Source organism: Niallia sp. HCP3S3_B10 (assembly GCF_052064465.1).
In the GTDB taxonomy this organism is placed as follows: Bacteria; Bacillota; Bacilli; order Bacillales; family Cytobacillaceae; genus Niallia; species Niallia hominis.
The window spans coordinates 13,747-35,872 of sequence record NZ_JBQHVO010000040.1; the positions used below are offsets into that span (position 1 = coordinate 13,747).

Consider the following 22,126-nt stretch of genomic DNA (forward strand, 5'->3'; position numbering starts at 1 on the left):
TTCATTCCTTCATCACATACCCAGAGCCTCGGACTGTATGAATTAATCTTTTTTCCTTGTTCAACTCGAGCTTATGACGTAAATAACCCACATAAACTTCGAGAACATTTGATTCTCCTTGAAAGTTATACCCCCAAACTTTTTCCATAATCAGTTCACGAGGCAAAACTCTTTTTGGATTTTGCATAAAAAGCTCCAATAAATTAAATTCAGTTGTAGACAACTCGATGGACCTCCCATTTCTTTCTGCTGAACGGGAAGCTAAATCCAAGGTTAGATCAGCAAAATGAATATAATCCCCAGTATTAATGTTATCCGTTCTTCTTAATAGTGCTTTTATACGGGCAACCAATTCTTCAAAAGCAAAAGGTTTGATAAGATAATCGTCTGCCCCGGTTTCTAGACCTTCTACACGGTCTGCAACAGAGTCCCTTCCAGTCACCATTAAAATTGGGATGTTCCCATCTTTTCTTAACCTTCTGCAAACTTCTAGACCATCAATTCCAGGCATCATTACATCTAATATAACTAGGTCAGGTGACTGATCAAGTATCATCATTAAACCTTCCCTACCATTATTAGCAACGATTACATCATAACCTTCAAAGGTAAGTCCTCTTCTAATCATAGAAGTAATTTTGGTGTCATCATCTATTACAATTATTTTTGCATTCACTTTATATACCTCCTCTGAGTATTATCGATGTCGATTTGATTAGAAGTAATAATAAAAAGATAAAGTTTTATAGATTAGTATCATAAATTTTGAGTGTGATTACTGTTACTTATTGGTTTATTCCCAAAATGGATTTTAGGAATAAACCTAGGAACGTTCTTCATATATGATAGGTACTCATCCCCAAACAAATTGATCATTACTTTCTCTTCTTTTTTTGCCAACCAATTATACATACCAATTAATGCAGGGGCCATCAAAAGGGTTATGATTGTGGGCCATTGAACTAGAAAACCTACGATCATTAAGATGAAACCACTATACTGCGGATGGCGTACAAAGCGATAAATCCCCTTCGTTATTAATTGTCCTGACCCTTTGTGAATTCCTCTCCATCCAATAGCGATCACAATAAGACCACTAAAAATTATAATATTACTAAGAGGATGTAAAATATTAAATAGGATTGGTGATCCCCCAGCTAACGCTACCCACAAATGTCCGTTTGCGTGGGTAAATGGGTCAAGGACCGGATAATTTTGGCCTAATATTGAAGTGAGAAAATATATGGTTAAAGGGAAACCAAACATTTCGCTAAATAAAGCTACGAGAAAGGCAGTAAATGCTCCCATAGTTCTCCAATCTCTTTTTGTAGTTGGTTTAAAAGCGGTATATGTAAATAACCCAAAGATCAAAATATTAAAAATAACTGCAGCCCATAATCCATAGGCAGTTTGGTCTACGCCATGCATTTCAATTCCTCCATGTTATCTTTTTTCATTAACTTTAATAAAAAAGTATGGAGAAATGATGGAGTTAACCAAAATTGATTCAAGAATAATATAAGTTTGTACAAATAATGAAAAAAGAGATCCATTCATAGGTTTTAAATCCCTTATGAATCAATCTCTTCCTTTATTAGAAAACTTTTAAATTAAAGTAGTAACTCAATCTTACATCATTTTCCGTTTAATACTCATAACCCACTGATAGGGTAATGATGAATTGATAATTGGTTATCAAACTTTATATAATTTATTATTTAATTTAATATTTTAAACTGTTAATTGCTTGGGTTTTGCAAAGATCATCCTTCCAGCAGAGGTTTGCAGTACACTTGTTACAAGTACATCAATATATTTACCAATAAACTCGCGGCCAGCTTCTACGACAATCATCGTACCATCATCTAAATATGCTATTCCCTGATTATGCTCTTTACCGTCCTTTATTAATTGAACGTTCATTTCTTCCCCTGGTAATACTACTGGTTTAACTGCATTAGCCAAATCATTAATATTTAAAACAGATACTTTTTGTAATTCACATACTTTATTTAAATTATAATCATTGGTTACAACTACACCATTTGTGATTTTAGCTAATTTTACAAGTTTACTGTCCACTTCCTGAATTTCTTCAAAATCTCCTTCATATATCTCGACTTTTATTTCAAGTTCTTTTTGAATTCGATTTAATATATCAAGGCCTCTTCGACCTCTATTTCTTTTTAACAAATCAGAGGAATCTGCAATATGTTGTAACTCAGTTAAAACAAACTGAGGAATAACAAGCGATCCTTCCAAAAAACCAGTTTGGCAAATATCTGCAATTCTACCATCGATGATAACACTTGTATCCAGTATCTTCACAGCATTATTAACCTCTTTTTTAGGGTCCTCTTCCACCAATTTTTTCTTCTTGGAGAATAAGCCAAGTAATTCTTCTTTCTTTTTAAAACCGACTTGAAAGCCTAAATAGCCAAAAATTAATGTTAGTAAAATAGGAGCCACCGTGTTTAAAACAGGAACCTCAATTGCATTAAGGGAATAACCAATTAAAAAGGCAATAATAAGTCCAAAAGCAAGCCCTGCACTTCCAAATATGATATCTGTAATAGGTGCCTTCACTAATGATTCTTCCATCCATTTAACAAAATGAATCACATAGTCAATCGCCCAAAATGTAATTAAATAAAATATAATAGCGCCCAAAATAACTGATATATATGGGTTATTTAATAGGGGAATGTCATCTAAAGTAATTAACCTTAATAAATCATGAATTAAAAAAAGACCTAATGCCCCTCCAATAATGAGGAAGCATGCTTGAACAATACGTTTTAACAATCCTTCACCTTCTTATTTTTTGAAATTATTGATCTTATGTTAGCAAACTATTCTTATTCTGGTTGTCTTTCTATACCTGTGGTAAAAGAAGGTCAAACAAAGACTGAGTTAATCTTTTCCTATAGCTACTTTTTATTATGGAATTATGAATAAATATATTCTTCCAATAAATCAGGGTCAAAAATTAAATTATGATTAGCATCTGTTTTAATTCGATGTTCCTTTTTAAGTTTTGTTAGCATACGGCTGACTGTTTCTCTTGTTGTACCAATCATTCTTGCCAGATCTCGATTTGTAAATTCACTTTTAAGAAGTATACTGCCATCGCGAAGTACTTGTCCATGTTCTTTCCCAAGTCTAATGATTAATTTAATAATTTGTTGATAGGTATTATTCAGTATTTGTGATTCTAAGCGCTCTTGAAAATCAATAATTTTTTCTCCTAATACCTTTAATACTTTAATACATAGATCAGGATTTTCAATTAATACTTTTTCAAATTGTGCTATTGGAATAACAATAAGTATGGAATTCTCTAGTATTTCCGAAAAGGCTGGATATCCTCCTTTTCGGAAAAAACCCACATGTGGAAACATATCTCCTTTTTTTAATAAAGAAACTATTTGTTCCTTTCCTTCCATATCCGTTTTATATATTTTCACTTTACCTTCAAAAATAAAATAAACGTTTTCGATTGGTTCATCTTGAAAAAAAACATGGCTTCCTTTATTCCATTCTCTTGTTATAGAGATACTAGCAATTTCACCTATTTCATGATTATTTAGTTCGTGAAATAGTGGAAATTCAGATAATATTTTTATAATTTCCTCTTTAATCATTTTTCACCTCTTACACTGATTCCTTTTATTTGAAATATGACTTAATGCCCTGTGATTACGATATTAGAATAAATAATTTAATGTTCATTAACAATGATAATACAGACTTTCCTTCTTTATAATAATTCATCCTACTAGGTTTTACACAACAAGTGCAGGGCAGCCTCCTGTCTTAACTTTTGATAATTTTCTTCATATTATATGTTTTCAAAACAGAAAGGGCCCCGTCTCCATTGATTAAGGTAACATAAAGATATTCCGGTTATTACTAATATTAATTACATGAATACCAAGGGGATCGTATCTATTGTTTCTTCTTTTATAAATTTACCACTGAAATAGTACCTTCTCCTACATTAGGTACGTAAAAAATGGATGTCTCTTGCTCCTCGGACGTTTTAACATCCCAATATATAAAAATTGCCCCTATAATCTCTAAAATGATAAACCACAAAAAAAGTTTTTTTATCATTTCTTATCCCCTTTAGCAATAATGGTTCCTCTATACATTCCCATTTGACAAGTAAAATCATAAGTACCTGTCTGCATTGGTGGGAGTTCAATTATTACTTTTTTTCCAACAGGTAATGTAGCACTTTTTTGAAAATCCGGGAAAATGACCATTTCAGAACAGGCAGCTGTTTCTTCTCTTGTAAACTCAAAGCGAACTGGTTTTCCGCTTTGTACGATAACTCGTGCAGGATGATAGCCATTTTTCACTTGAATAGTTGTTTCTTGATAACCTGAATTTCCCTTCGCGGCAAGGCTTCCACCTTTTTTGGGTCTCCAGAAAAACCATGCAATTAAGCCAATAAATAATAGTCCCCCAATTGTGACGATCCAATTAGAAACATCCATCTTTCTCCACTCCTTTAAAATGTTTTTAGTTTTAGACCTTTTAACCTGTTTGCATTTAAAATGACTGTTACGGAGCTAAAGGCCATTGCCGCTGCTGCAAGCAAAGGTGATAATAAGATTCCTGTAAATGGATACAGTACACCAAGGGCAATGGGAATTCCAACAGTATTATAAATAAACGCCCCAAACAAGTTTTCATAAACATTTTTCATGGTTGCCCTGCTAATTTTAATTGCACTTACAACGCCTTTTAAGCTTCCTGAGATTAACGTAATATCACTTGCTTCAATTGCTACATCTGTTCCGGTTCCAATGGCAATTCCAACATCTGCCTGTGTCAAGGCAGGTGCATCGTTTATACCATCCCCGACCATAGCCACTTTTTTACCTTCTGCCTGTAACTTTCGAACATTTTCCGCCTTATCTTGTGGAAGTACATCTGCTAATACTCGTTTTATTCCTACTTGCTTTGCAATAGCTTGAGCCGTGCGTTGATTATCACCAGTAATCATTACCACTTCTAAACCCATCTTTTCTAATTCCTGAATAACAGACAAGGAGTCTTCTTTTACCGTATCTGCTACAGCTATGATACCTGCTGCCTCCCCGTCAATAGCCATAAACATTGGGGTTTTTCCTTCATCTGCCATCGAAGATGCATACTTGTTAAACCCGTTAAGTGGAATACCTTCTTTTTTCATTAACTTTAAGTTTCCAAAGTAAATTCTCTTATCTTCCACGATTCCTTCTACACCATGTCCTGGTATAGCATTAAACCCGGTTACTTTAGCAAGGGGTATTTTCTTTTTTTCTGCGTTATCCATTATTGCTGTTGCAAGGGGATGCTCTGATCCCTTTTCGATGGAAGCACTAAATTTTAATAAATCTGTTTTTGAATACTTACCTAATGATACAATATCTGTTAAAGAAGGTTTCCCTTCCGTAATCGTACCTGTTTTATCCAATACAATTGTATTTAATTTTTGGGCAACTTGTAAGGCCTCTCCTGAACGGATTAAAATACCATTTTCGGCCCCCTTTCCAACTCCAGTTGTTAAAGACATTGGGGTTGCCATTCCGAGTGCACATGGACATGCTATAATTAAAGTAGTTACGGCGACGATTAATGCATATACCCAACCAGGCTGTGGACCAAAATTATACCAAACGATAAATCCTAATATTGCTGCAATAATTACACCAGGAGTAAAGTAAGCGGATACGTTATCCACTACCTTTTGAACGGGAATCCGTGAACCTTGTGCTTGTTTAACCATTTCTACTATATTAGCTAAAGCCGAATCTTTTTGTTCCTTTGTAACTTCGAAAGTAAAACTACCTGTTTTGTTCAAAGTTCCGCCAAATACTTCATTACCAGGGATTTTATCAACCGGCATGGATTCACCTGTTAACATGGATTCATCAACGGCAGAATTCCCATCTAATATAATCCCGTCTATAGCAATTTTCTCTCCCGGTCGAACAATTACTTTATCACCAATCTTCACTTCTTCAATTGGTACTTTAACTTCTATTCCTTCTTTTATTACATTTGCAGTCTTTGGCTGAAGTCCAACTAATTTTTTAATCGCTTCAGATGAACGTCCTTTCGCCTTTACTTCCATCGCCATTCCAAGAATTACTAGAGCTGTAACGACTGTTGTGACATCATAATACACCTCAGCCATTTCCTCTTTTGGGAAAATCCCAGGCCAAAAGAGAGCAACGAGAGAATAAAGCCAAGCTGCACTTACACCGGTGGCAATTAATGTGTGCATATTAGCAGAACGTTGTTTTAATCCTTCCCACATGCCAATAAAAAATTGGTTTCCACTTACAATCAGGACAAGGAGAGCAAAAAATCCCATTATTAACCTTGCCCACCATAGTTCCACACTACCCATTGGAAGCCAATCACGTATACCTGGAATCAAATTTGGATAGGAAACAACAATAATCGGTACGGAAATAGCAGCTGCAAACCACCACTTTTTCATTAAAGAACGATATTCCATTTCTTCTGTCGGCTCTTCCTGCTGATGCATATGATGCTCATGAACATGGCTATTTTTTTGAGTTCCCATCTCCCATTCTCCTTTCATCAAATGTCTTTCTTTACTTCGATTCTAAAAAACTTTACTTAACTTCAGCTGAAACAAATCTAAGAATTACATAAGAATTATATTTTTATTCGCTATCAACTAAAAAAACTTGTTTCTTTAGGCTAACCAAATGGAAGAAAAACCTAGTAGTATGGTGATTATTCCAATCATTAATCTCAATTTATTTCTCATTAAAATAAAATCCTGACTTATACTTTGTAATAGTTTTTTATTTGAAAGGATTAATGCAAAGATAACCACAGGCAAAATAAAGCCCAAATTATATACAAATAATAACGGATACTTAACTACAAATGGTTTAGATTGGATGATGATTAATATGGCCATATAGATGGCTCCGCCACATGGCACGGTACAAAGCCCAATAACTAGTCCACTAAAGAAGCTGCCAAATTTGGAAACAGGATTGCTATATTTTTTATAAATGGGATGTAAAAATCTTGGCATTTTAATAATTGCTTGTGATTGCTTAAATAGGGAATCACGGACCATGAATACACCGAGAACAACAACTAAAAATCCAGCAGTTTGTGCGAGTGTTTTTGTTTGAAAGGATGATATTTGAAATAACTCAAGAATTCCTATTCCCAAAAGAATATAAATCAAGAAAATACCAAATGCATAAAAAAAGGCATAACTTAAAATATTTTTTCGTTGTCTTTCAATATTCAAATCATTGTCTATCTCTGATCCAAAGCGGTTCAGCAAAAACCCTGTCCATAATAATAAAGTACTAAATGCACAAGGATTAAATCCATCCAAAATTCCCGCTAATAACATAAACCCAAATAGAAGGATGATACTTGTTGTTGCAGCTATACTAGCAGCCATAATACTTTGATTTAATAAAAAGGAAAAAAACAATAATATAAAAAAGAGAAACAAACTTATAATAGTAGTTTTTAATGGTGTTTTCATTTTAATTTTCCTTCACTACGTTATGATTAACTTACCTTGCATAGTTGGATTCTCACGACCTCCACAGCATATATCACAATAAAATTCATATTCTCCAGGTTCATTGACTTTTATCTTAATTGTTTTGGTAGATTCAGGAGACAATTTATAATCAAAATCTAGTTCATCGCTAGCAAATTGATGCCATCCACCACCATCGGAATGTGCTGAGTTGTCTGGATTTATTAATTGAAGGGTTATCTCTTCTCCTGCTTTAGCCTCAATAGTTGATGGAGTAAAACCTGCCATGGAAACTTCTATACGAGTCCCTTTTTCATCCTCTTGATTTGCCATGCTTTTAGTAATACTCAATATTAATGGAATAAGTGCGGCTATGATAATTAGTATAAATGTGAATTCTAACAAATATTTTCTAGCTTGCTTTTTTTTTACTTTCGTCATTTTTTATCCCCACTATAGATAGAATTTTTGTTTTTTTGCAGTGAAACTATTTAACATTCCTTGATAAATGAATTTAAATAAAAGATTCTATTTAATACAAACGATTAAACTTTTATACGTTATTTTGTATTTTTTAAAAAAATTCCGTTTGATCTTAATAAGTTCTTAAAAAAATCGTCTAGAATCACATTCCAGACGATTTTTAAAAATAGAGATTCTCCTATTATTTATATTGTTATTAGCTTATTAATGACAATGATGATGGTGCTCATGGTGTTTTTGATGATCTTTACCTTTACCGCAGCAATGGTCATCGTCATGATGCTTATCATGTTGATGCTCATTTTTCTCAGTCTGTTTTTCCTCTTCGCAACAACATTTTTCTTCTTTTTTTACATTTTTATCTAACATAAAATCTCCTCCTAGATTCCTTATTTACAATGTTATTCTAATTTAACTTCCTTAGTATCAGCTGAAATGAATATAAGAATAACCTAAGAATTAAACTGTCTTAGATTATATAAGTTTTCAAAAATCACTCAATTTTGATAGAAATGAAAGACTGGATATCTTGCTCAGGTCAAGTCTTCAATTAATATGAAATAGGAAAATTAATGTTTTATAATAAGAGGAAGACAGAATCAAAATCAAAAAATTCTAATTAATCATAAATTTTCCTACTTCGTATTAATTCTCGTCCTATATTTAATTGTAGAAAATACTTCATCATTGGAGGAGTCACAATGGTTGTAATAATAACTACAACTATGATAATAGCAAACAAACCTTGTGTAATTAGATTTGATTCTAAACCAATTGCTGCTACTATTAATGCTACCTCTCCACGAGATACCATTGCTGAACCTATTCCCATTGAGTTATTCCAACCAAATCCAGCTAATTTAGCACCTGTACCTGCACCAATAAATTTTGTTAATATAGCTAAAATACTTAACAATATTATTGGAGTTAGATTATCAAGAATACCAACAAACTGAGCTGAAATACCAATGAATGTAAAGAATACAGGAACAAAGATTGAAGAACTTATCGTTTCAACTTTTTCAAATATTTCATGTTTATAACCTGTTACACTTATCGCTACACCAGCTATATAAGCCCCAATGATATTGGCGACCCCCGTGTATTCTGCGACAAAAGCAAAAACAAAGCAGATAAATAAAGCAGCCGTAATAACAGGCTCACTGACTTTTAACAATACGAATTTCTTCATGAACCAAGGAACAACTTTCCAAGCGATCAAAATAGCTCCTCCAAAAAATAATACTTTCTTTAAAATGACTGTAGTTAAAGAAACTTCTCCACCTGCAAAACTCATTAAGAATGCTAAAACAATCATAACAACAACATCATCAATAACAGCAGCCCCTAAAATTGTGGTTCCCTCAGGTGTTTTTAGTTGGTTCATTTCTTTAAGTGCTTGAACCGAAATACTTACACTTGTAGCAGAAAGCATAATGCCTAAAAACCAAGATTGGTACGAGGTTAGGTCCATCATTATCCCTGCAAAATAACCTAAAACAAGAGGGACCAGAATTCCTCCAAAACCGACGTATGCAGATGCTTTGCCAGATCGTTTAAATTCATCTATATCTGTTTCTAATCCTGCTGTAAACATAAGTAGAATTACACCAATTTGACTAAATGCTGATAAGGTATCAGTCGCACTTATTAATCCAAAAACAGATGGTCCTATTAGAATACCAACTATGATTTCTCCCAAAACGGATGGCTGACCAAATTTTACGCTTAAACTTCCTGCAAGTTTGGCTGCCAATATAATTATAGCTAATTGAAGTACTAACAATATCCCTCCACCTCTCAAAATGTATATCTAGTATAAAATAAAAAAGGATCCATCATCTAAGGACATAATTATCCCTTGATGACAGACTCCTCCAAAGTTTTTCTATATTATTATTAAACAAAGAATTAATCGTATGCTTTTTTATACTATTTTAACAACGTTTAACTAGAATCTTGTTTATATTACGAGCTGTTTTAACAAATATTTCTCAAAATCTGAGCTAATCTCCTCCTATCAAAATCTAAATGTATATTTCATAATAATCGTCTTTCCTTAGAAATAGATGAAATGAATATAAGAATTACTTAAGAAATTAATAGTTTAAAATTAAACTTCTAAACTTGAACTAAATAATAGATTACGAGGGATACGGCCATCATGATCAAAACAAACAATCCAGTTTTTAGATACTCGTTGGTGTTAATTACATTTTCTTGATTGATAAGTTTATGCTTCTTTCGGTATTTTACTAGAATAAATGCAATGATGATTCCTATTAAACTCATCACATGGCTTACACTAAAAGGACCAAAAACCATTGGGTTTACTCTAGTAAACTCCACAATGCCACGAATAACTAAAAATCCGATTAAATAATGAATAAACACTTGACCTGAATAAGAAGGCTTCTTTAAACGCAACCATAGATACCCAAATAATAAATAGTCTAATAAAAATTCATAGGCTTGGGCAGGATGAAGGTATTCACCATACTTCTCCACTCCCCAAGGTAATGCACTTGAGATTGGTCCGCCAAATACATCACAGCCTATTCGGCTAATTCCTTGAGCTATTATTAATGCTGGAGCTACAATATCTAATGTTTCCCAAATAGGTATTTTGTGACGCTTTAAAAACCAGTAACCAACTAATAATCCCCCTAAAATTCCACCATGAATAGAAAGTCCACCCTCCGTTATATGGAGTATTTTAATAGGATTGGCAAAATAATAGGATGGATTATACACTAATATATAAGTTATTCGGGCTCCAATAATCCCCCCGATTAATGAATAAATAGCTATGTCCATCAAAACCTTATGATCAAGCCCTTTTCTTTTGGCTTCTCTTGTAAAAATATAAATGCCAACTGATGCACCTACCGCTATCATTAAACCAAAAAAGTAAAACGTTAACGGACCTATACTAAATAAAGGTATCATGTATTTTCCTCATTTCTAATGTATCGTCTAGTAGTTTTTTGAAAAAAGCATAACTTCTAACTTGTTAACTATCATAAAAGCAAAAAGTGAATTTTTTATCGAGAAAATGTGTATAAAATTTTAACATTGTAAAATAAACGATTCATTTTGATGAGATTGTTATAAAAATTTACACAAAAAGTATTTATTAATCCTAAATTTCTGCATATTAATTGATTATTATACTTTTGAAACATCTGCTTTTATCCCTAACAGAAGAATAGGCGCTTTCCCCTAGCTCCTATTCTTCCCTATATCAAGTTTTTAAGAGGTTTCATAATTACTTTACAGAAATCAAATCCTTTTAAAATAGTTCCTAAATTAAATAACTTAAGCTGGTATAAGATTAAAAATCTTTTAAAAAACAAAATGAAGAAATATTTTACATCATTTTTAATGGAAAGGGTGAAAATTTTATGGAAATGACGTCTGTTGAAAAGTGTCAGGGTCAGAACCAGCAGATGGCTTCTAGATCATCTAGGATGAAAGCATTGGATCAAACAGAAGGAAAGATTGATTACAGCAATAAAAGCAACAAGTTGTTAGAAGAGGCTAGTACTAAAGCTCTAGAACAAGCAGCACAACCTTACCTAGGTGGTAATATTGATATAAAAGGATAGTGAGAGAGCTCAATTATACTGATTTTCTTTCATTTTTATTAAGAAGAGTACAAATTTCGTACTCTTCTTTCAATTATTTTTAATCAAATATCCCCTGTTCCTTAATAGTCCAAAGCTTTTCTAAGCGTTTCGATATTTTTTTCCATTATAGAAATATAATCCTCATTTTTTTTAATATCTTCTTCATTTAAGGCCTCTAAATTGTGCAGAGTTAGTGTTTCTGCCCCAATTTCTTTTTTAAGTACCTCAGCTACCTTATTTTCCACATTTTGCTCAAAAAGTATATATTTAATTTCTTGTTTTTTTGCAGCTTTAATGATTTCTTCTAATTGCTTTTGCGAAGGTTCATTGCTTGGGGAAAGTCCGCTAATTCCTATTTGTTCCAAACCATATGCATCCTCCCAATATCCGAAAGCAGAATGAGCCACAATATAATTCTTATTGGAAGATTCTCTGACCATTTTCTTAAAGGATAAATCCAATATTTCTAGTTCTTCTTTCAGCTTTTTAAAGTTTTCTTCAAAATACTCCTCTTGTTCTGGCTTTATTTCAATAAATACATTTTTAATATTTTCGGCAAGTTGGATAGCTCTATTAGGATCAAGCCATACATGTGGGTCGACATCCCCTTTTACCGCCTTTTCTTTCACTATGATTCCGTTTGAGTCTATTAAAGCAACACCTTCGGATGCTTTTACTATTTTTGTCTGTTCATTTTTAACAGCTTCAATAACAGCATCCGTAAAACCTTCAATTCCGGTTCCTAAATAAACAAAGGCATCTCCCTCAGATATTTTAACCATTGTTTTGGTGGAGGGTTCAAAGGAATGCGCATCGGAACCAGTTGGGACAATGTTTTCTACCTGTACATATTTACCGCCTATTTTCTCTGAGAAATCTTGAAGTGGAAAAATGGTGGTATAGATATTAAGTTTCTCTTTTCCGATACCACTTTCATTTCTAGATAATGATTGGCTGCAGCCTGTTAGGACTAAAAATACAAATAAAATAGAAATAATGACAACGATATACTTTTTCATAAATTTCTCCTTAACTTTAAATAGTAATTATTACGATTTACAACTTATAATCAATTCAACTATCAAAATATAATCAATAAATATGCAAAAAGTATTGAGAAATAAAAAATTTATTTAAAAAAGTTCCTTTCAAACCAAATTTAGAGACTCTAAAATATTTCTGTATTGCTATAATTAATATAGTTATATACTATCTTTTTATTAAATTTGAAAATCAGCAAGGTTGGTTTAAGTTATTGTACTGTTTTTCATAATATAGGGAACTTTCATTCAGAAAAGAATGAATTACATTATTTCAGGGGTAAAAATATCCAATGTGAAACCAAAGAAGTTGTTGAATGACAATTGTATCGGAGGAATGAAACAATGTTCTATTTAGTTCCAATAATGCTAGAAAAGGTTGGAATTATCGTTATTGTTGCCTATGTTCTTTCTCAAATGAATTCATTTCGCCAGCTTTTTCAACATGAGCATAAAACGAGTGAAAAAGTTATGCTTTTACTACTTTTTGGTGCATTTGGAGTAATTAGTAATTATACAGGAATAGAAATTCATCATAATATCATTAACAAAGCTGAGTGGAATTACGAACTAGACTCCGAAAGCGCTTTAGCAAATACAAGAGTAATGGGAGTAGTCATTGGAGGTCTGCTTGGTGGACCTATGGTTGGTATCGGCGCTGGGATGATTGCAGGTGTCCACCGTTATACATTGGGTGGATTTACAGCATTTTCTTGTGCTATTTCAACCATTTTGGCAGGAACCGTAGCAGGATATTTAGGGAAAGTACGAAAACAGAAGAAAAAAAAGATTACTTCCACATTTGCTGTAACTGTTGGTATGGCATTAGAAACGGTTCAGATGCTCATCATTCTTGTTACTGCCAAACCGTTTGAACAAGCATGGCAACTCGTGCAGATTATTGGTTTACCCATGATTTTCGTTAACGGTTTTGGAACGCTATTGTTCATGTTTATGATCCAATCGATCAAACGCGATCACGAGCGTACACGTGCCAATCAAACGAACCATGCATTTTATATAGCAGAACAGACACTCCCTTTCTTTCGTGAAGGACTTAATACTAATTCGTGTAAGGAAATATCAAAAATTATGCTGAAGCTGACAGACGCAGATGCTGTTGCAATAACCGATCATCAAAAAATATTATCGCATGTCGGCGCTGCTTCCGATCACCATATTCCTCTTGCAAAACCTGAAACTCTTTTAACAAAAAGAGTGCTCGAATACAGAAAGATCTTAGTTGCAAGAACGAAAGCAGAAATCTCCTGTATTCATAGTAACTGCCCTTTAGAAGCTGCCATTGTACTACCATTAAAGGTGAAAAATAATATGGTTGGGACTTTAAAAATGTACTATACCGATCCTGAAAAGCTTAATCAGGTACAGCAACAATTAGCAGAAGGTCTTGCTAATTTGTTCTCTACACAATTGGAACTTGCAGAAGCGGAAAGACAAACGAAGCTATTAAAAGATGCTGAAATTAAAGCATTACAAGCACAGATTCATCCTCACTTTTTATTTAATAGCATTAATACAATTTCTGTACTCTGCCGTACTGATGCAGATAAGGCTCGTAAATTGTTACTAGAGCTAAGTTCCTTTTTTCGAGGAAATCTACAAGGAGCAAGGCAGATGCTTATCCCTTTGGAGAAAGACTTAGAAAATGTAAAAGCGTATATTTCGTTAGAGCAAACACGATTTCCAAATAAATATCAAATAGATTATCTCATTGAACCCAATCTTAAAAAGGTACTTATTCCACCTTTCATGTTACAACCTTTAGTTGAAAACGCCATTCATTACGGGTTCCCGGGAAGTAAAAATAGAGGAATTATTCAAATTCGTATCTTCTCTGAAAATAGTCGTTTAATCATTATTGTAAAGGATAATGGAATAGGGATACCGAATGACAAGATTGATGTCCTCGGAAAAAAAATAGTAAGCTCTAAAAAAGGAAATGGTACAGCTATCTTTAACATAAATGAACGACTAAAAGGAATTTATGGTAGCCAAGCAAGTTTAGTTATAAAAAGTCAAGTGGGTAATGGAACAAACATAACTATTTCGATCCCTTCCGAAAATAAAGGAGTGTTTGATCAAGATGCTAACAGCGTATATAGTGGATGATGAACCTTTAGCAAGAGATGAATTAAAATATTTATTAAATAGAAGCAAAGAAGTAAAAATATTAGGGGAAGGAGATTGTATCGAGGATGCAGAGATGGAAGTCGCTACATTAAAACCCGATATTGTTTTTGTAGATATTGAACTTGCTGAAGATAATGGATTGACTTTAGCAAAGCAGTTACAAACCTTTGATCCCTCCCCCATAGTTGTTTTTGCCACGGCCTATGACGAATATGCACTGCAAGCTTTTGAGTTAAATGCGCTAGATTATGTTTTAAAACCCTTCGATGAAGCACGTATTCAAAAAACATTAGATAAAATTAAACAATTGCAAAGCCTTGGGAATAAAGATCTTTCTACCAATCCTTATATTAAAAACGATAGAAATGAAAAAATACCTATTCTTGTAGATGATAGAATAATCTTATTAAACTATGATGAAATTCTTTATATAGAATCCTTTGAGAAAAAGTGTTTGATTAAAACATCGGTACAGGAATTTAAAGTTAATGATACGCTTGTCGTAATGGAAAAGAAGTTAAATAAAGCTCCGTTTCTACGTGTTCATCGAAGCTACCTTGTCAATTTAGATCATATTGCGGAAATCGATCCTTGGTTTAATTCAACATATAATTTAATCATGAAGGATAACTCTAAAGTTCCAGTTAGTAGAACCTATGTAAAAGAATTGAAAAAGTGTCTTGGTTTGTAAAATCATTTATAAATTGTATTTCATCTTTTCATTATTGCTTTTCATCCTGTTATTTGTGTAATTTAGTTTGAAAAATGAAATATCCCCGTTTTCATTTGTAAAATGAAATTAAGCCAAATAATAAAGGAGAATGATGAAATGAATGCGATTACAATTGTAATAGGTGCTCTCTGTATCTTGGCCATTGCTTATCGATTATATGGTACTTTTATGACTGCTAAAGTTTTAAAAGTTACCGAAGATGAAACAAAACCGACTCCAGCTCATAGAATGGAAGACGGTCAAAACTATGTTCCAACGAATAAATGGGTTGCGTTTGGACACCATTTTGCGGCAATCGCTGCTGCAGGTCCATTAGTTGGTCCAATTTTAGCAGCACAGTTCGGTTATTTACCAGGCTTAATATGGCTATTAGTAGGGGCGGTAATCGGTGGTGCTGTTCATGACTTAGTCGTACTTTTTGCATCTATGCGAAGAGATGGAAAATCTTTATCAGAAGTAGCCAAGGATGAACTTGGTCCTGTCGCAGGGTTTTGTGCTGGTTTAGCAATGTTATTTATCATTATTATTACGATGGCAGGTCTATCATTAGTAGTCTTGGGCGCACTAGAAAGAAACCCATGGGGAACCTTTGCTGTAGGTATGACGATTCCAATCGCAATGGGTGTTGGTTTATATTATAAAAAGACAGGAAACTTAAAACTTGCATCTACTGTCGGTTTTCTTCTTATAATGGTTGCTGTCGCTATTGGGCCTTACCTGCAAGGTACATGGCTTGGTGATTTTTTAACACTTGAAAAAAGCACTCTAGCAATAGCACTTCCAACCTATGCATTTTTTGCCGCAGTTTTACCTGTCTGGTTATTACTGGCACCACGGGATTATTTAAGTACTTTTATGAAAATTGGTGTGTTTGGTGCATTGATAATTGGGGTTTTTATTGTAAATCCAACTGTTCAATTTCCGGCATTAACAGAATTTATTAATGGTGGAGGTCCAATTGTTGCCGGTCCAGTTTGGCCGTTCATTTCTATTACCATTGCTTGTGGAGCAATTTCGGGTTTCCATGCATTTATTGGTTCAGGTACTACACCAAAGATGATTAATCGTTGGAAGGATATTAAACCTGTTGCATTTGGGGCTATGCTTGTTGAGTGTGTAGTAGGTGTCATGGCTTTAATAGCAGCTATCTCCATGCAGCCAGGAGATTACTTTGCTATCAATTCAACACCAGAGGCATATGAAACACTGGGAATGCAAACCGTCGAATTAGATACTTTAGAAGGACAAGTTCAACAGGACCTTAATGGGAGAACGGGCGGTGCAGTAACGTTAGCTGCAGGAATGACATATATCTTCACAGAATTTCCAGCTTTTGAAAAAATCGCTTCTTATTTTTACCAGTTCATCATATTATTTGAGGCTGTCTTTATCTTAACAGCTATTGATGCTGGGACACGGGTTGCCCGTTACTTGATACAAGACTTTTTTGGAAACTTTATTAAACCGTTAAAAAAGACGGACTCATTAGTAGCAAATCTTATTGCTAGTGCTCTTGCCTCCTTCTTCTGGGGTTATCTACTTTTCTCCGGAGACATAAGTTCTGTTTGGGCACTTTTCGGAGTTTCCAACCAATTAATGGCTTCGATTGGTTTAATTATTGGTGCAACAGTGATTCTTAAAATAGCCAACAAGCGATGGTACATGCTTACATGCTTAATCCCTCTTGCATACCTATTTGTAACTGTTATGGTTGGTGGATATTGGATGGTGACGAATGTCTACTTGAATACTGAAAGTGCTGGATATAACGTAATAAATGGAATACTTTCAATAGTTATGTTGATCCTTGGTATAATAATATTGGTTGCAGCTATCAAGAAGTGGATTGCATTATGGAAAATTCCACAGGTGGAATTAGTAAAACAATCAGAAGCAGAAGTAGCATAAAAAACAGCACCCATTCACACAAGTGATTTGGGTGCTGTTTTTTTTATCCTATTGAATCTTTGCAGAAATAGATTTTAAAAAGCTTACACCTGATATTTTTAATGTGAGTTTTTCTTTACTGTATAAGAAATTTTGTATATAGATTGTAAGATTTCCTATTTTTAATAGTTTATATTGTTCAAACGTTTTAGGTTCCCCTGGAATTGCAACTAATTCTTGAACACATGGTGCACAGCAAGCATCGACTTCTAACATTTTTACTGTTAGTTGATTTCCTTTAGATTCAATCCACTTTTTTGATTCTTCGTCTATTTCCACATGCATTCACCAATCCCTCCTTTTCTACCTGGCAATCCATATTATATATATTAATTTAGTATACGAATTTAAAAATGAACTATTTTAAGATTGAAATTTGATAGACTAAAAATTGGTATAGAAAGTTTCATTAGAAATAAAAGAATTATTGGGTACAAACGACTTTTACCATCCCCTGCTTGCACCGCCACCGCCTGAGGAACCGCCGCCACCACCTCTAGGACCATCCCCTCCGCCTCTTCCTCCTCGTGAGAGGATAGAAAGAAGAATATGAGTAAGGACTCCTCCAAAAAACTTAAAATCTAAATACAATACTACCACAACAATAATGATCAATAACCATGAGGGAATCCCAATCCCCTCATCTTCTCTAAGCTCTTGAGTTGGCTGCTCGACTTGTTGTTTTTCTCCTTCAATAACGTATTCAGCCAATACCTCACTTGCTAGCACCTTATATGTTTCAATTATAGCACGATTTATCTCATTCTTTTGTAAGTATGGGATTGTAATTTCATCAAGAATCCTACCAACTTTCCCATCTGGTAGTCTACCCTCTAAACCGTAACCAACTTCAATTCTTAATGGTCTTTCATCACTACCTGATGATGGATTCATCCCAATAACCATTAATATTCCATTATCCTCTTCTTCATTGCCAATTTTGTATTGACGGAATACCTCATTTGCAAATTCCTCAATCGATTGATCACCAATTGATTCTACGGTTAGGACAGAAATTTGTGCGGTTGTTTTTTCCTCAACATTACTTCCAATCCTTCCTACCTCTATTTTTTCTTGCTCAGTTAAAACACCTGCAAAATCTTGTACATATATATCTCCAATAGGATCTGGAATTTGGGGCATCTCAGCAAATGATTTCCCAGCAAAAAGAAAAATGGTGAATAATAGCATCAAAATACTGAAGATCCGTTTACTCCTCATTATTCTTTGCCTTCAAAGTCAAACTTTGGTGCTTGTTGTGCACTAGGGTCAGCTTCAAAATATTCCTTTTCTTCAAAACCTATTACATTCGCCACAATCACCCCAGGAAAGCTTTTTACTTTTTTGTTATATTCTGCAACACGTTCGTTATAATCCTTTCGAGCAACAGAAATTCTATTTTCTGTACCAGATAATTCATCCATTAATTGAGAAAATTGCTGATCCGCTTTTAAATCGGGATAATTTTCCACTACAACTAGTAATCTACTTAAAGCACCAGATAATTCATTATTAGCTGTTGCTTCTTCTTTTGGGGAATTGGCATCTGCTAACCTAGCGCGGGCATTTGATATTTCTGTTAGTACGTCTTCTTCATGTGCGGCATATCCTTGAACCGTATTAACAAGGTTTGGGATTAAGTCAAGTCTCCTTTGTAACTGATTTTCAATTTGAGCATACGATTGATCTACATTTTCCTCCAAATCAATAAAACTATTATAGTTAGGTACAATCAAAGCACCTAAAATTAGTATTACCGTTGCTATTATTCCGAATACCAAGAAACTTTTTTTCACTTATACAGACTCCTTTCTATCAATTGGTTTTTTTATTTCAGTGGGATTATCTAGGTCTGCACATAATGGAAATATAAATTGACATCTATGATAACCATATTGATGATCATTGCATTCATGAGTACTATATTTAAGTTGATAGTGCAAACCATATGGATAGCCTACCTCATCTAAATTTTCCCCTCTAGTTAACCATAAATCTAGTTTATTTGAATATTTCCATTGTCCTTTTTCAAACTTATGCCTAATAAGAAGCAAATGATCGTCTCCTCTCATTTTTGATATAGATCTTTTATCTCATTTTATATAGGAAATCTGAACTCAAGATTAATTAGATATGAGAATTTCTTAAGAATCGAAAAAATGCTATGCTTTTTTGAATAAAAAGTGCAAATTAATATTTCTTAATAACAATACTAATTTATTTCGTATCTATATTATCCAATTATCACCCGATAAATTTTGATTGCTCCAATGAACTTTAGACTTTTTATTTTAAAAAGGAAAATATCTTATTTAATTAAAATCCCTTAGGAATGTGAACAAATTGTGAATCTATTATTTCTCCATTGATACTTCATATTTTCTCCATATTTATTATTTATTCTTATTACTGTGATAAAAGTTTTATTTAATTAATGGAAAGGAGAGATTTTTATGAGTTGTTGTGGTGGTGGTCATAATCATTCTAGTAATGATAAACATTCAAAAAAGGATTCTTTAATGGCATCGATTTGGCCCTGGATAATTGGTTTTGTTGTAATTGGAGGGCTCATTTATTTCATTGATTAAAAAATAAGGAGAGGTTTGAAAATATGTCAATAAAACTTAATCGTCCAAAAGTAGTTAATAATATCACAGAATTAATAGGTAATACCCCTCTTGTTCAACTTAATAGAATTAGTAATGAAACAGGGACAGAAGTTTTGGCAAAATTGGAATATTTTAATCCTTTAGGAAGTGTGAAAGATCGCATTGGTTTGGCCATGATCGAAGCAGCAGAAGAAGAAGGGCTAATTAATAAAGATACGGTTATTATTGAACCAACTAGTGGAAATACCGGAATTGCTCTAGCTTATATCTCTGCTGTAAAAGGCTATCGCTGTATTCTTGTTATGCCGGAAACAATGAGCATAGAACGCCGTAAATTATTAAAAGCATTTGGGGCAGAACTTGTGCTAACGGAAGGTGCAAAAGGCATGAAAGGAGCGATTGAAAAAGCTAATAAACTAGCAGAAGATATTCAAAATTCCTTTATTCCTCAACAATTTAATAACCCTGCAAATCCTGAGATTCATCGAAAAACAACAGCAGTTGAAATTTGGAATGATACAGAAGGAGATGTTGATATTGTAATTAGTGGTGTTGGTACTGGAGGAACCATTACCGGAATTTCAGAGGTTCTAAAGAAACGTAAGCCATCTCTCCTTTCTATTGTGGTTGAGCCCGAATCTTCCCCTGTTTTATCTGGCGGAAACTCAGGAGCACATAAAATTCAAGGAATTGGAGCTGGTTTTATTCCTAATGTCTTAAATACAGAGATTTATGATGAAATTATAAAAATCTCTAATGAGGACGCTTTTGAAGCATCCAGACGTGTAGCAAAAGAAGAGGGTATTTTGGTCGGGATCTCATCTGGTGCTGCCATTGCTGCAGCTTATCAAGTAGCAGCCCGTTCTGAAAATAAAGGTAAAACAATAGTAGTGATTCTCCCTGATACAGGTGAAAGATACCTATCAACCGCTTTGTTCCAAGACTAGTTACAATATGAAAAAGAAGAGGTTAGACTCACCTAAGGGGAAGTATTAAGAGTCGACCTCTTCTTTTACTATCCATACATTATATTTTAAAAATTAATGGAGGCTGCCACATGACTGAAGATAAAAATCATTCGAATCCTAAAAAAGAAAGAACCTTCCTAAAAGCAGTTGGTTCTGTATTATTTGCCATTATAGCTTCCTCTCATCATTGGATTCATACTCTACTGATAGCGTTAGGCCTAACTACGTTAGGTACAAGTTTATTGGCAATGCCACCATCCATTAGACTAGTGTTTTTGGTTATCTCATTGGCTTTGTCTATATGGTTTCTACGAGTTGCAAAGAAGAAATGGTCAAAAGACCGCCCTGCAGCGTGGGTTTATCTGATCTCATCTATAATTTCAATCATTCTTGTCATAACAGCAATACCTGATACCATTACAAGTTTAAATCAACCAGACCCAGTCCAACAACAGGATCAACAACAACAACCTAAAGAAGAACCACTACAGGATCAACAAGAGGAGCACGAAGGTCATCATAATTAATTTCAAGAAGGGCTGTATCAAATTTGGCGTAATGCTTTAGTGATACAGCCCTTTCCTTTATAAAATGAAACTTCATTCTAAAATTATGTTTTAGGTTAAAAACCTTATTAACGAGAACATCAGTGTAATGAAAACGATACTAACAAAGAAATAACCGTATCCCTTGAAGTTCTCTTTTCTCATTGTTTTGTAATACTCTTTATAATTAATTTCTCCTTTTGCAAACCTTAATCCATTATAATCAGGTTTAACAGAATAATAATTCCCTTTTTTATCTTCCAGAATGATTTTTGTAATAAAATCTTTTCCATTCCATTGTTCATCATGTAATCGCAGTTTTAAATCGTTTCCTTCTGAATCTTCTGCTCTTACCACTTTGTAAAATGAATTATTTTGGATCTCTTTACTCATTTTATAAGCTTGTTGTTCCATAAAATTATTTGAAATACACACATTTATCAACTCACTTAAACTATAATTGTTCATAAATTTCATA

General features: G+C 33.6%; 25 protein-coding genes. 7 read left to right on the forward strand and 18 right to left on the reverse strand.

The window, feature by feature from the left end; genetic code table 11:
- Position 1 precedes the first annotated feature (1 nt).
- From ACTNDN_RS16380 to lgt, 12 genes are all read right to left on the reverse strand, one after another.
- A complete protein-coding gene (locus tag ACTNDN_RS16380; RefSeq protein ID WP_031539149.1) occupies positions 2-676 on the reverse strand; it encodes a response regulator transcription factor in 675 nt (224 codons plus the stop codon).
- A gap of 80 nt (positions 677-756) precedes the next feature.
- A complete protein-coding gene (locus ACTNDN_RS16385) occupies positions 757-1,428 on the reverse strand; it encodes a methyltransferase family protein (RefSeq protein WP_109769042.1) in 672 nt (223 codons plus the stop codon).
- A 303-nt stretch (positions 1,429-1,731) separates the two neighbouring features.
- Positions 1,732-2,805, reverse strand: a complete 1,074-nt coding sequence (locus ACTNDN_RS16390) for a PIN/TRAM domain-containing protein (protein WP_031539153.1) — start codon at positions 2,803-2,805, stop codon at positions 1,732-1,734.
- 143 nt (positions 2,806-2,948) lie between these two features.
- A complete protein-coding gene (locus tag ACTNDN_RS16395) occupies positions 2,949-3,644 on the reverse strand; it encodes a Crp/Fnr family transcriptional regulator (RefSeq protein ID WP_031539154.1) in 696 nt (231 codons plus the stop codon).
- Positions 3,645-3,963: 319 nt separating this feature from the next.
- Positions 3,964-4,116 carry a hypothetical protein gene (locus ACTNDN_RS16400; protein ID WP_155986778.1) on the reverse strand — a complete coding sequence of 51 codons (153 nt, stop codon included), beginning with the start codon at positions 4,114-4,116 and terminating at the stop codon, positions 3,964-3,966.
- Positions 4,113-4,502: a cupredoxin domain-containing protein gene (locus tag ACTNDN_RS16405; protein ID WP_031539155.1), complete on the reverse strand. Its 390-nt coding sequence runs from the start codon at positions 4,500-4,502 to the stop codon at positions 4,113-4,115. Before ACTNDN_RS16405 ends, ACTNDN_RS16400 begins: the two co-directional genes overlap by 4 nt.
- Positions 4,503-4,516: 14 nt before the next feature.
- Entirely contained in the window at positions 4,517-6,586 is a 2,070-nt protein-coding gene (locus ACTNDN_RS16410) for a copper-translocating P-type ATPase (protein ID WP_051641005.1), read from the reverse strand.
- Between the two features lie 135 nt (positions 6,587-6,721).
- On the reverse strand, positions 6,722-7,543 hold the full coding sequence (locus tag ACTNDN_RS16415) for a cytochrome c biogenesis CcdA family protein (protein WP_031539157.1): 822 nt from the start codon (positions 7,541-7,543) through the stop codon (positions 6,722-6,724).
- 15 nt (positions 7,544-7,558) lie between these two features.
- A complete protein-coding gene (locus tag ACTNDN_RS16420) occupies positions 7,559-7,984 on the reverse strand; it encodes a cupredoxin domain-containing protein (protein WP_048717233.1) in 426 nt (141 codons plus the stop codon).
- A 246-nt stretch (positions 7,985-8,230) separates the two neighbouring features.
- Positions 8,231-8,395 carry a hypothetical protein gene (locus ACTNDN_RS16425; protein WP_155986779.1) on the reverse strand — a complete coding sequence of 55 codons (165 nt, stop codon included), beginning with the start codon at positions 8,393-8,395 and terminating at the stop codon, positions 8,231-8,233.
- A gap of 250 nt (positions 8,396-8,645) precedes the next feature.
- The gene (locus tag ACTNDN_RS16430) at positions 8,646-9,812 is read right to left on the reverse strand and encodes a cation:proton antiporter (protein WP_031539159.1); all 1,167 of its coding nucleotides are present in this window, start codon (positions 9,810-9,812) and stop codon (positions 8,646-8,648) included.
- Between the two features lie 335 nt (positions 9,813-10,147).
- Positions 10,148-10,975, reverse strand: a complete 828-nt coding sequence (gene lgt / locus ACTNDN_RS16435; RefSeq protein WP_031539488.1) for a prolipoprotein diacylglyceryl transferase — start codon at positions 10,973-10,975, stop codon at positions 10,148-10,150.
- 455 nt (positions 10,976-11,430) lie between these two features.
- On the opposite strand from lgt, the gene ACTNDN_RS16440 reads away from it, so the two are divergent.
- Positions 11,431-11,634, forward strand: a complete 204-nt coding sequence (locus ACTNDN_RS16440; protein ID WP_031539485.1) for a hypothetical protein — start codon at positions 11,431-11,433, stop codon at positions 11,632-11,634.
- Between the two features lie 101 nt (positions 11,635-11,735).
- Here ACTNDN_RS16440 and ACTNDN_RS16445 read toward each other — a convergent pair whose 3' ends face one another.
- On the reverse strand, positions 11,736-12,674 hold the full coding sequence (locus tag ACTNDN_RS16445) for a metal ABC transporter solute-binding protein, Zn/Mn family (protein ID WP_031539484.1): 939 nt from the start codon (positions 12,672-12,674) through the stop codon (positions 11,736-11,738).
- Positions 12,675-13,040: 366 nt separating this feature from the next.
- Here ACTNDN_RS16445 and ACTNDN_RS16450 point away from each other — a divergent pair, with 366 nt between their 5' ends.
- The 3 genes from ACTNDN_RS16450 (at position 13,041) to ACTNDN_RS16460 (ending at position 17,487) form a co-directional block, all read left to right on the forward strand.
- Complete coding sequence (locus tag ACTNDN_RS16450; protein ID WP_031539482.1) at positions 13,041-14,825, forward strand: sensor histidine kinase; 1,785 nt, start codon at positions 13,041-13,043, stop codon at positions 14,823-14,825.
- Positions 14,800-15,537, forward strand: coding sequence for a LytR/AlgR family response regulator transcription factor (locus ACTNDN_RS16455; RefSeq protein WP_031539480.1), 738 nt, complete (start codon positions 14,800-14,802; stop codon positions 15,535-15,537). The genes ACTNDN_RS16450 and ACTNDN_RS16455 overlap by 26 nt, the downstream gene beginning before the upstream one ends.
- A gap of 138 nt (positions 15,538-15,675) precedes the next feature.
- The gene (locus ACTNDN_RS16460) at positions 15,676-17,487 is read left to right on the forward strand and encodes a carbon starvation CstA family protein (RefSeq protein ID WP_031539478.1); all 1,812 of its coding nucleotides are present in this window, start codon (positions 15,676-15,678) and stop codon (positions 17,485-17,487) included.
- 48 nt (positions 17,488-17,535) lie between these two features.
- On the opposite strand, the gene ACTNDN_RS16465 is transcribed toward ACTNDN_RS16460, so the two are convergent.
- The 4 genes from ACTNDN_RS16465 to ACTNDN_RS16480 all read right to left on the reverse strand — a co-directional run bounded on the left by ACTNDN_RS16465 (position 17,536) and on the right by ACTNDN_RS16480 (position 19,580).
- Complete coding sequence (locus ACTNDN_RS16465) at positions 17,536-17,811, reverse strand: CC/Se motif family (seleno)protein (protein WP_031539477.1); 276 nt, start codon at positions 17,809-17,811, stop codon at positions 17,536-17,538.
- A 159-nt stretch (positions 17,812-17,970) separates the two neighbouring features.
- Positions 17,971-18,747: a TPM domain-containing protein gene (locus ACTNDN_RS16470; RefSeq protein ID WP_031539475.1), complete on the reverse strand. Its 777-nt coding sequence runs from the start codon at positions 18,745-18,747 to the stop codon at positions 17,971-17,973.
- Positions 18,747-19,322: a LemA family protein gene (locus ACTNDN_RS16475; protein ID WP_031539473.1), complete on the reverse strand. Its 576-nt coding sequence runs from the start codon at positions 19,320-19,322 to the stop codon at positions 18,747-18,749. Before ACTNDN_RS16475 ends, ACTNDN_RS16470 begins: the two co-directional genes overlap by 1 nt.
- Entirely contained in the window at positions 19,323-19,580 is a 258-nt protein-coding gene (locus ACTNDN_RS16480) for a hypothetical protein (protein ID WP_031539470.1), read from the reverse strand.
- A 399-nt stretch (positions 19,581-19,979) separates the two neighbouring features.
- On the opposite strand from ACTNDN_RS16480, the gene ACTNDN_RS16485 reads away from it, so the two are divergent.
- From ACTNDN_RS16485 to ACTNDN_RS16495, 3 genes are all read left to right on the forward strand, one after another.
- Positions 19,980-20,114 (forward strand): hypothetical protein, encoded by a 135-nt coding sequence (locus ACTNDN_RS16485; protein WP_269320390.1) that lies wholly within the window; start codon positions 19,980-19,982, stop codon positions 20,112-20,114.
- Positions 20,115-20,137: 23 nt separating this feature from the next.
- Positions 20,138-21,082: a cysteine synthase A gene (gene cysK / locus ACTNDN_RS16490; protein ID WP_031539467.1), complete on the forward strand. Its 945-nt coding sequence runs from the start codon at positions 20,138-20,140 to the stop codon at positions 21,080-21,082.
- Between the two features lie 110 nt (positions 21,083-21,192).
- Complete coding sequence (locus tag ACTNDN_RS16495; protein WP_031539466.1) at positions 21,193-21,630, forward strand: hypothetical protein; 438 nt, start codon at positions 21,193-21,195, stop codon at positions 21,628-21,630.
- A gap of 90 nt (positions 21,631-21,720) precedes the next feature.
- Here ACTNDN_RS16495 and ACTNDN_RS16500 read toward each other — a convergent pair whose 3' ends face one another.
- Positions 21,721-22,125, reverse strand: coding sequence for a hypothetical protein (locus ACTNDN_RS16500; protein ID WP_048717239.1), 405 nt, complete (start codon positions 22,123-22,125; stop codon positions 21,721-21,723).
- Between the last annotated feature and the right edge of the window lies 1 nt (position 22,126).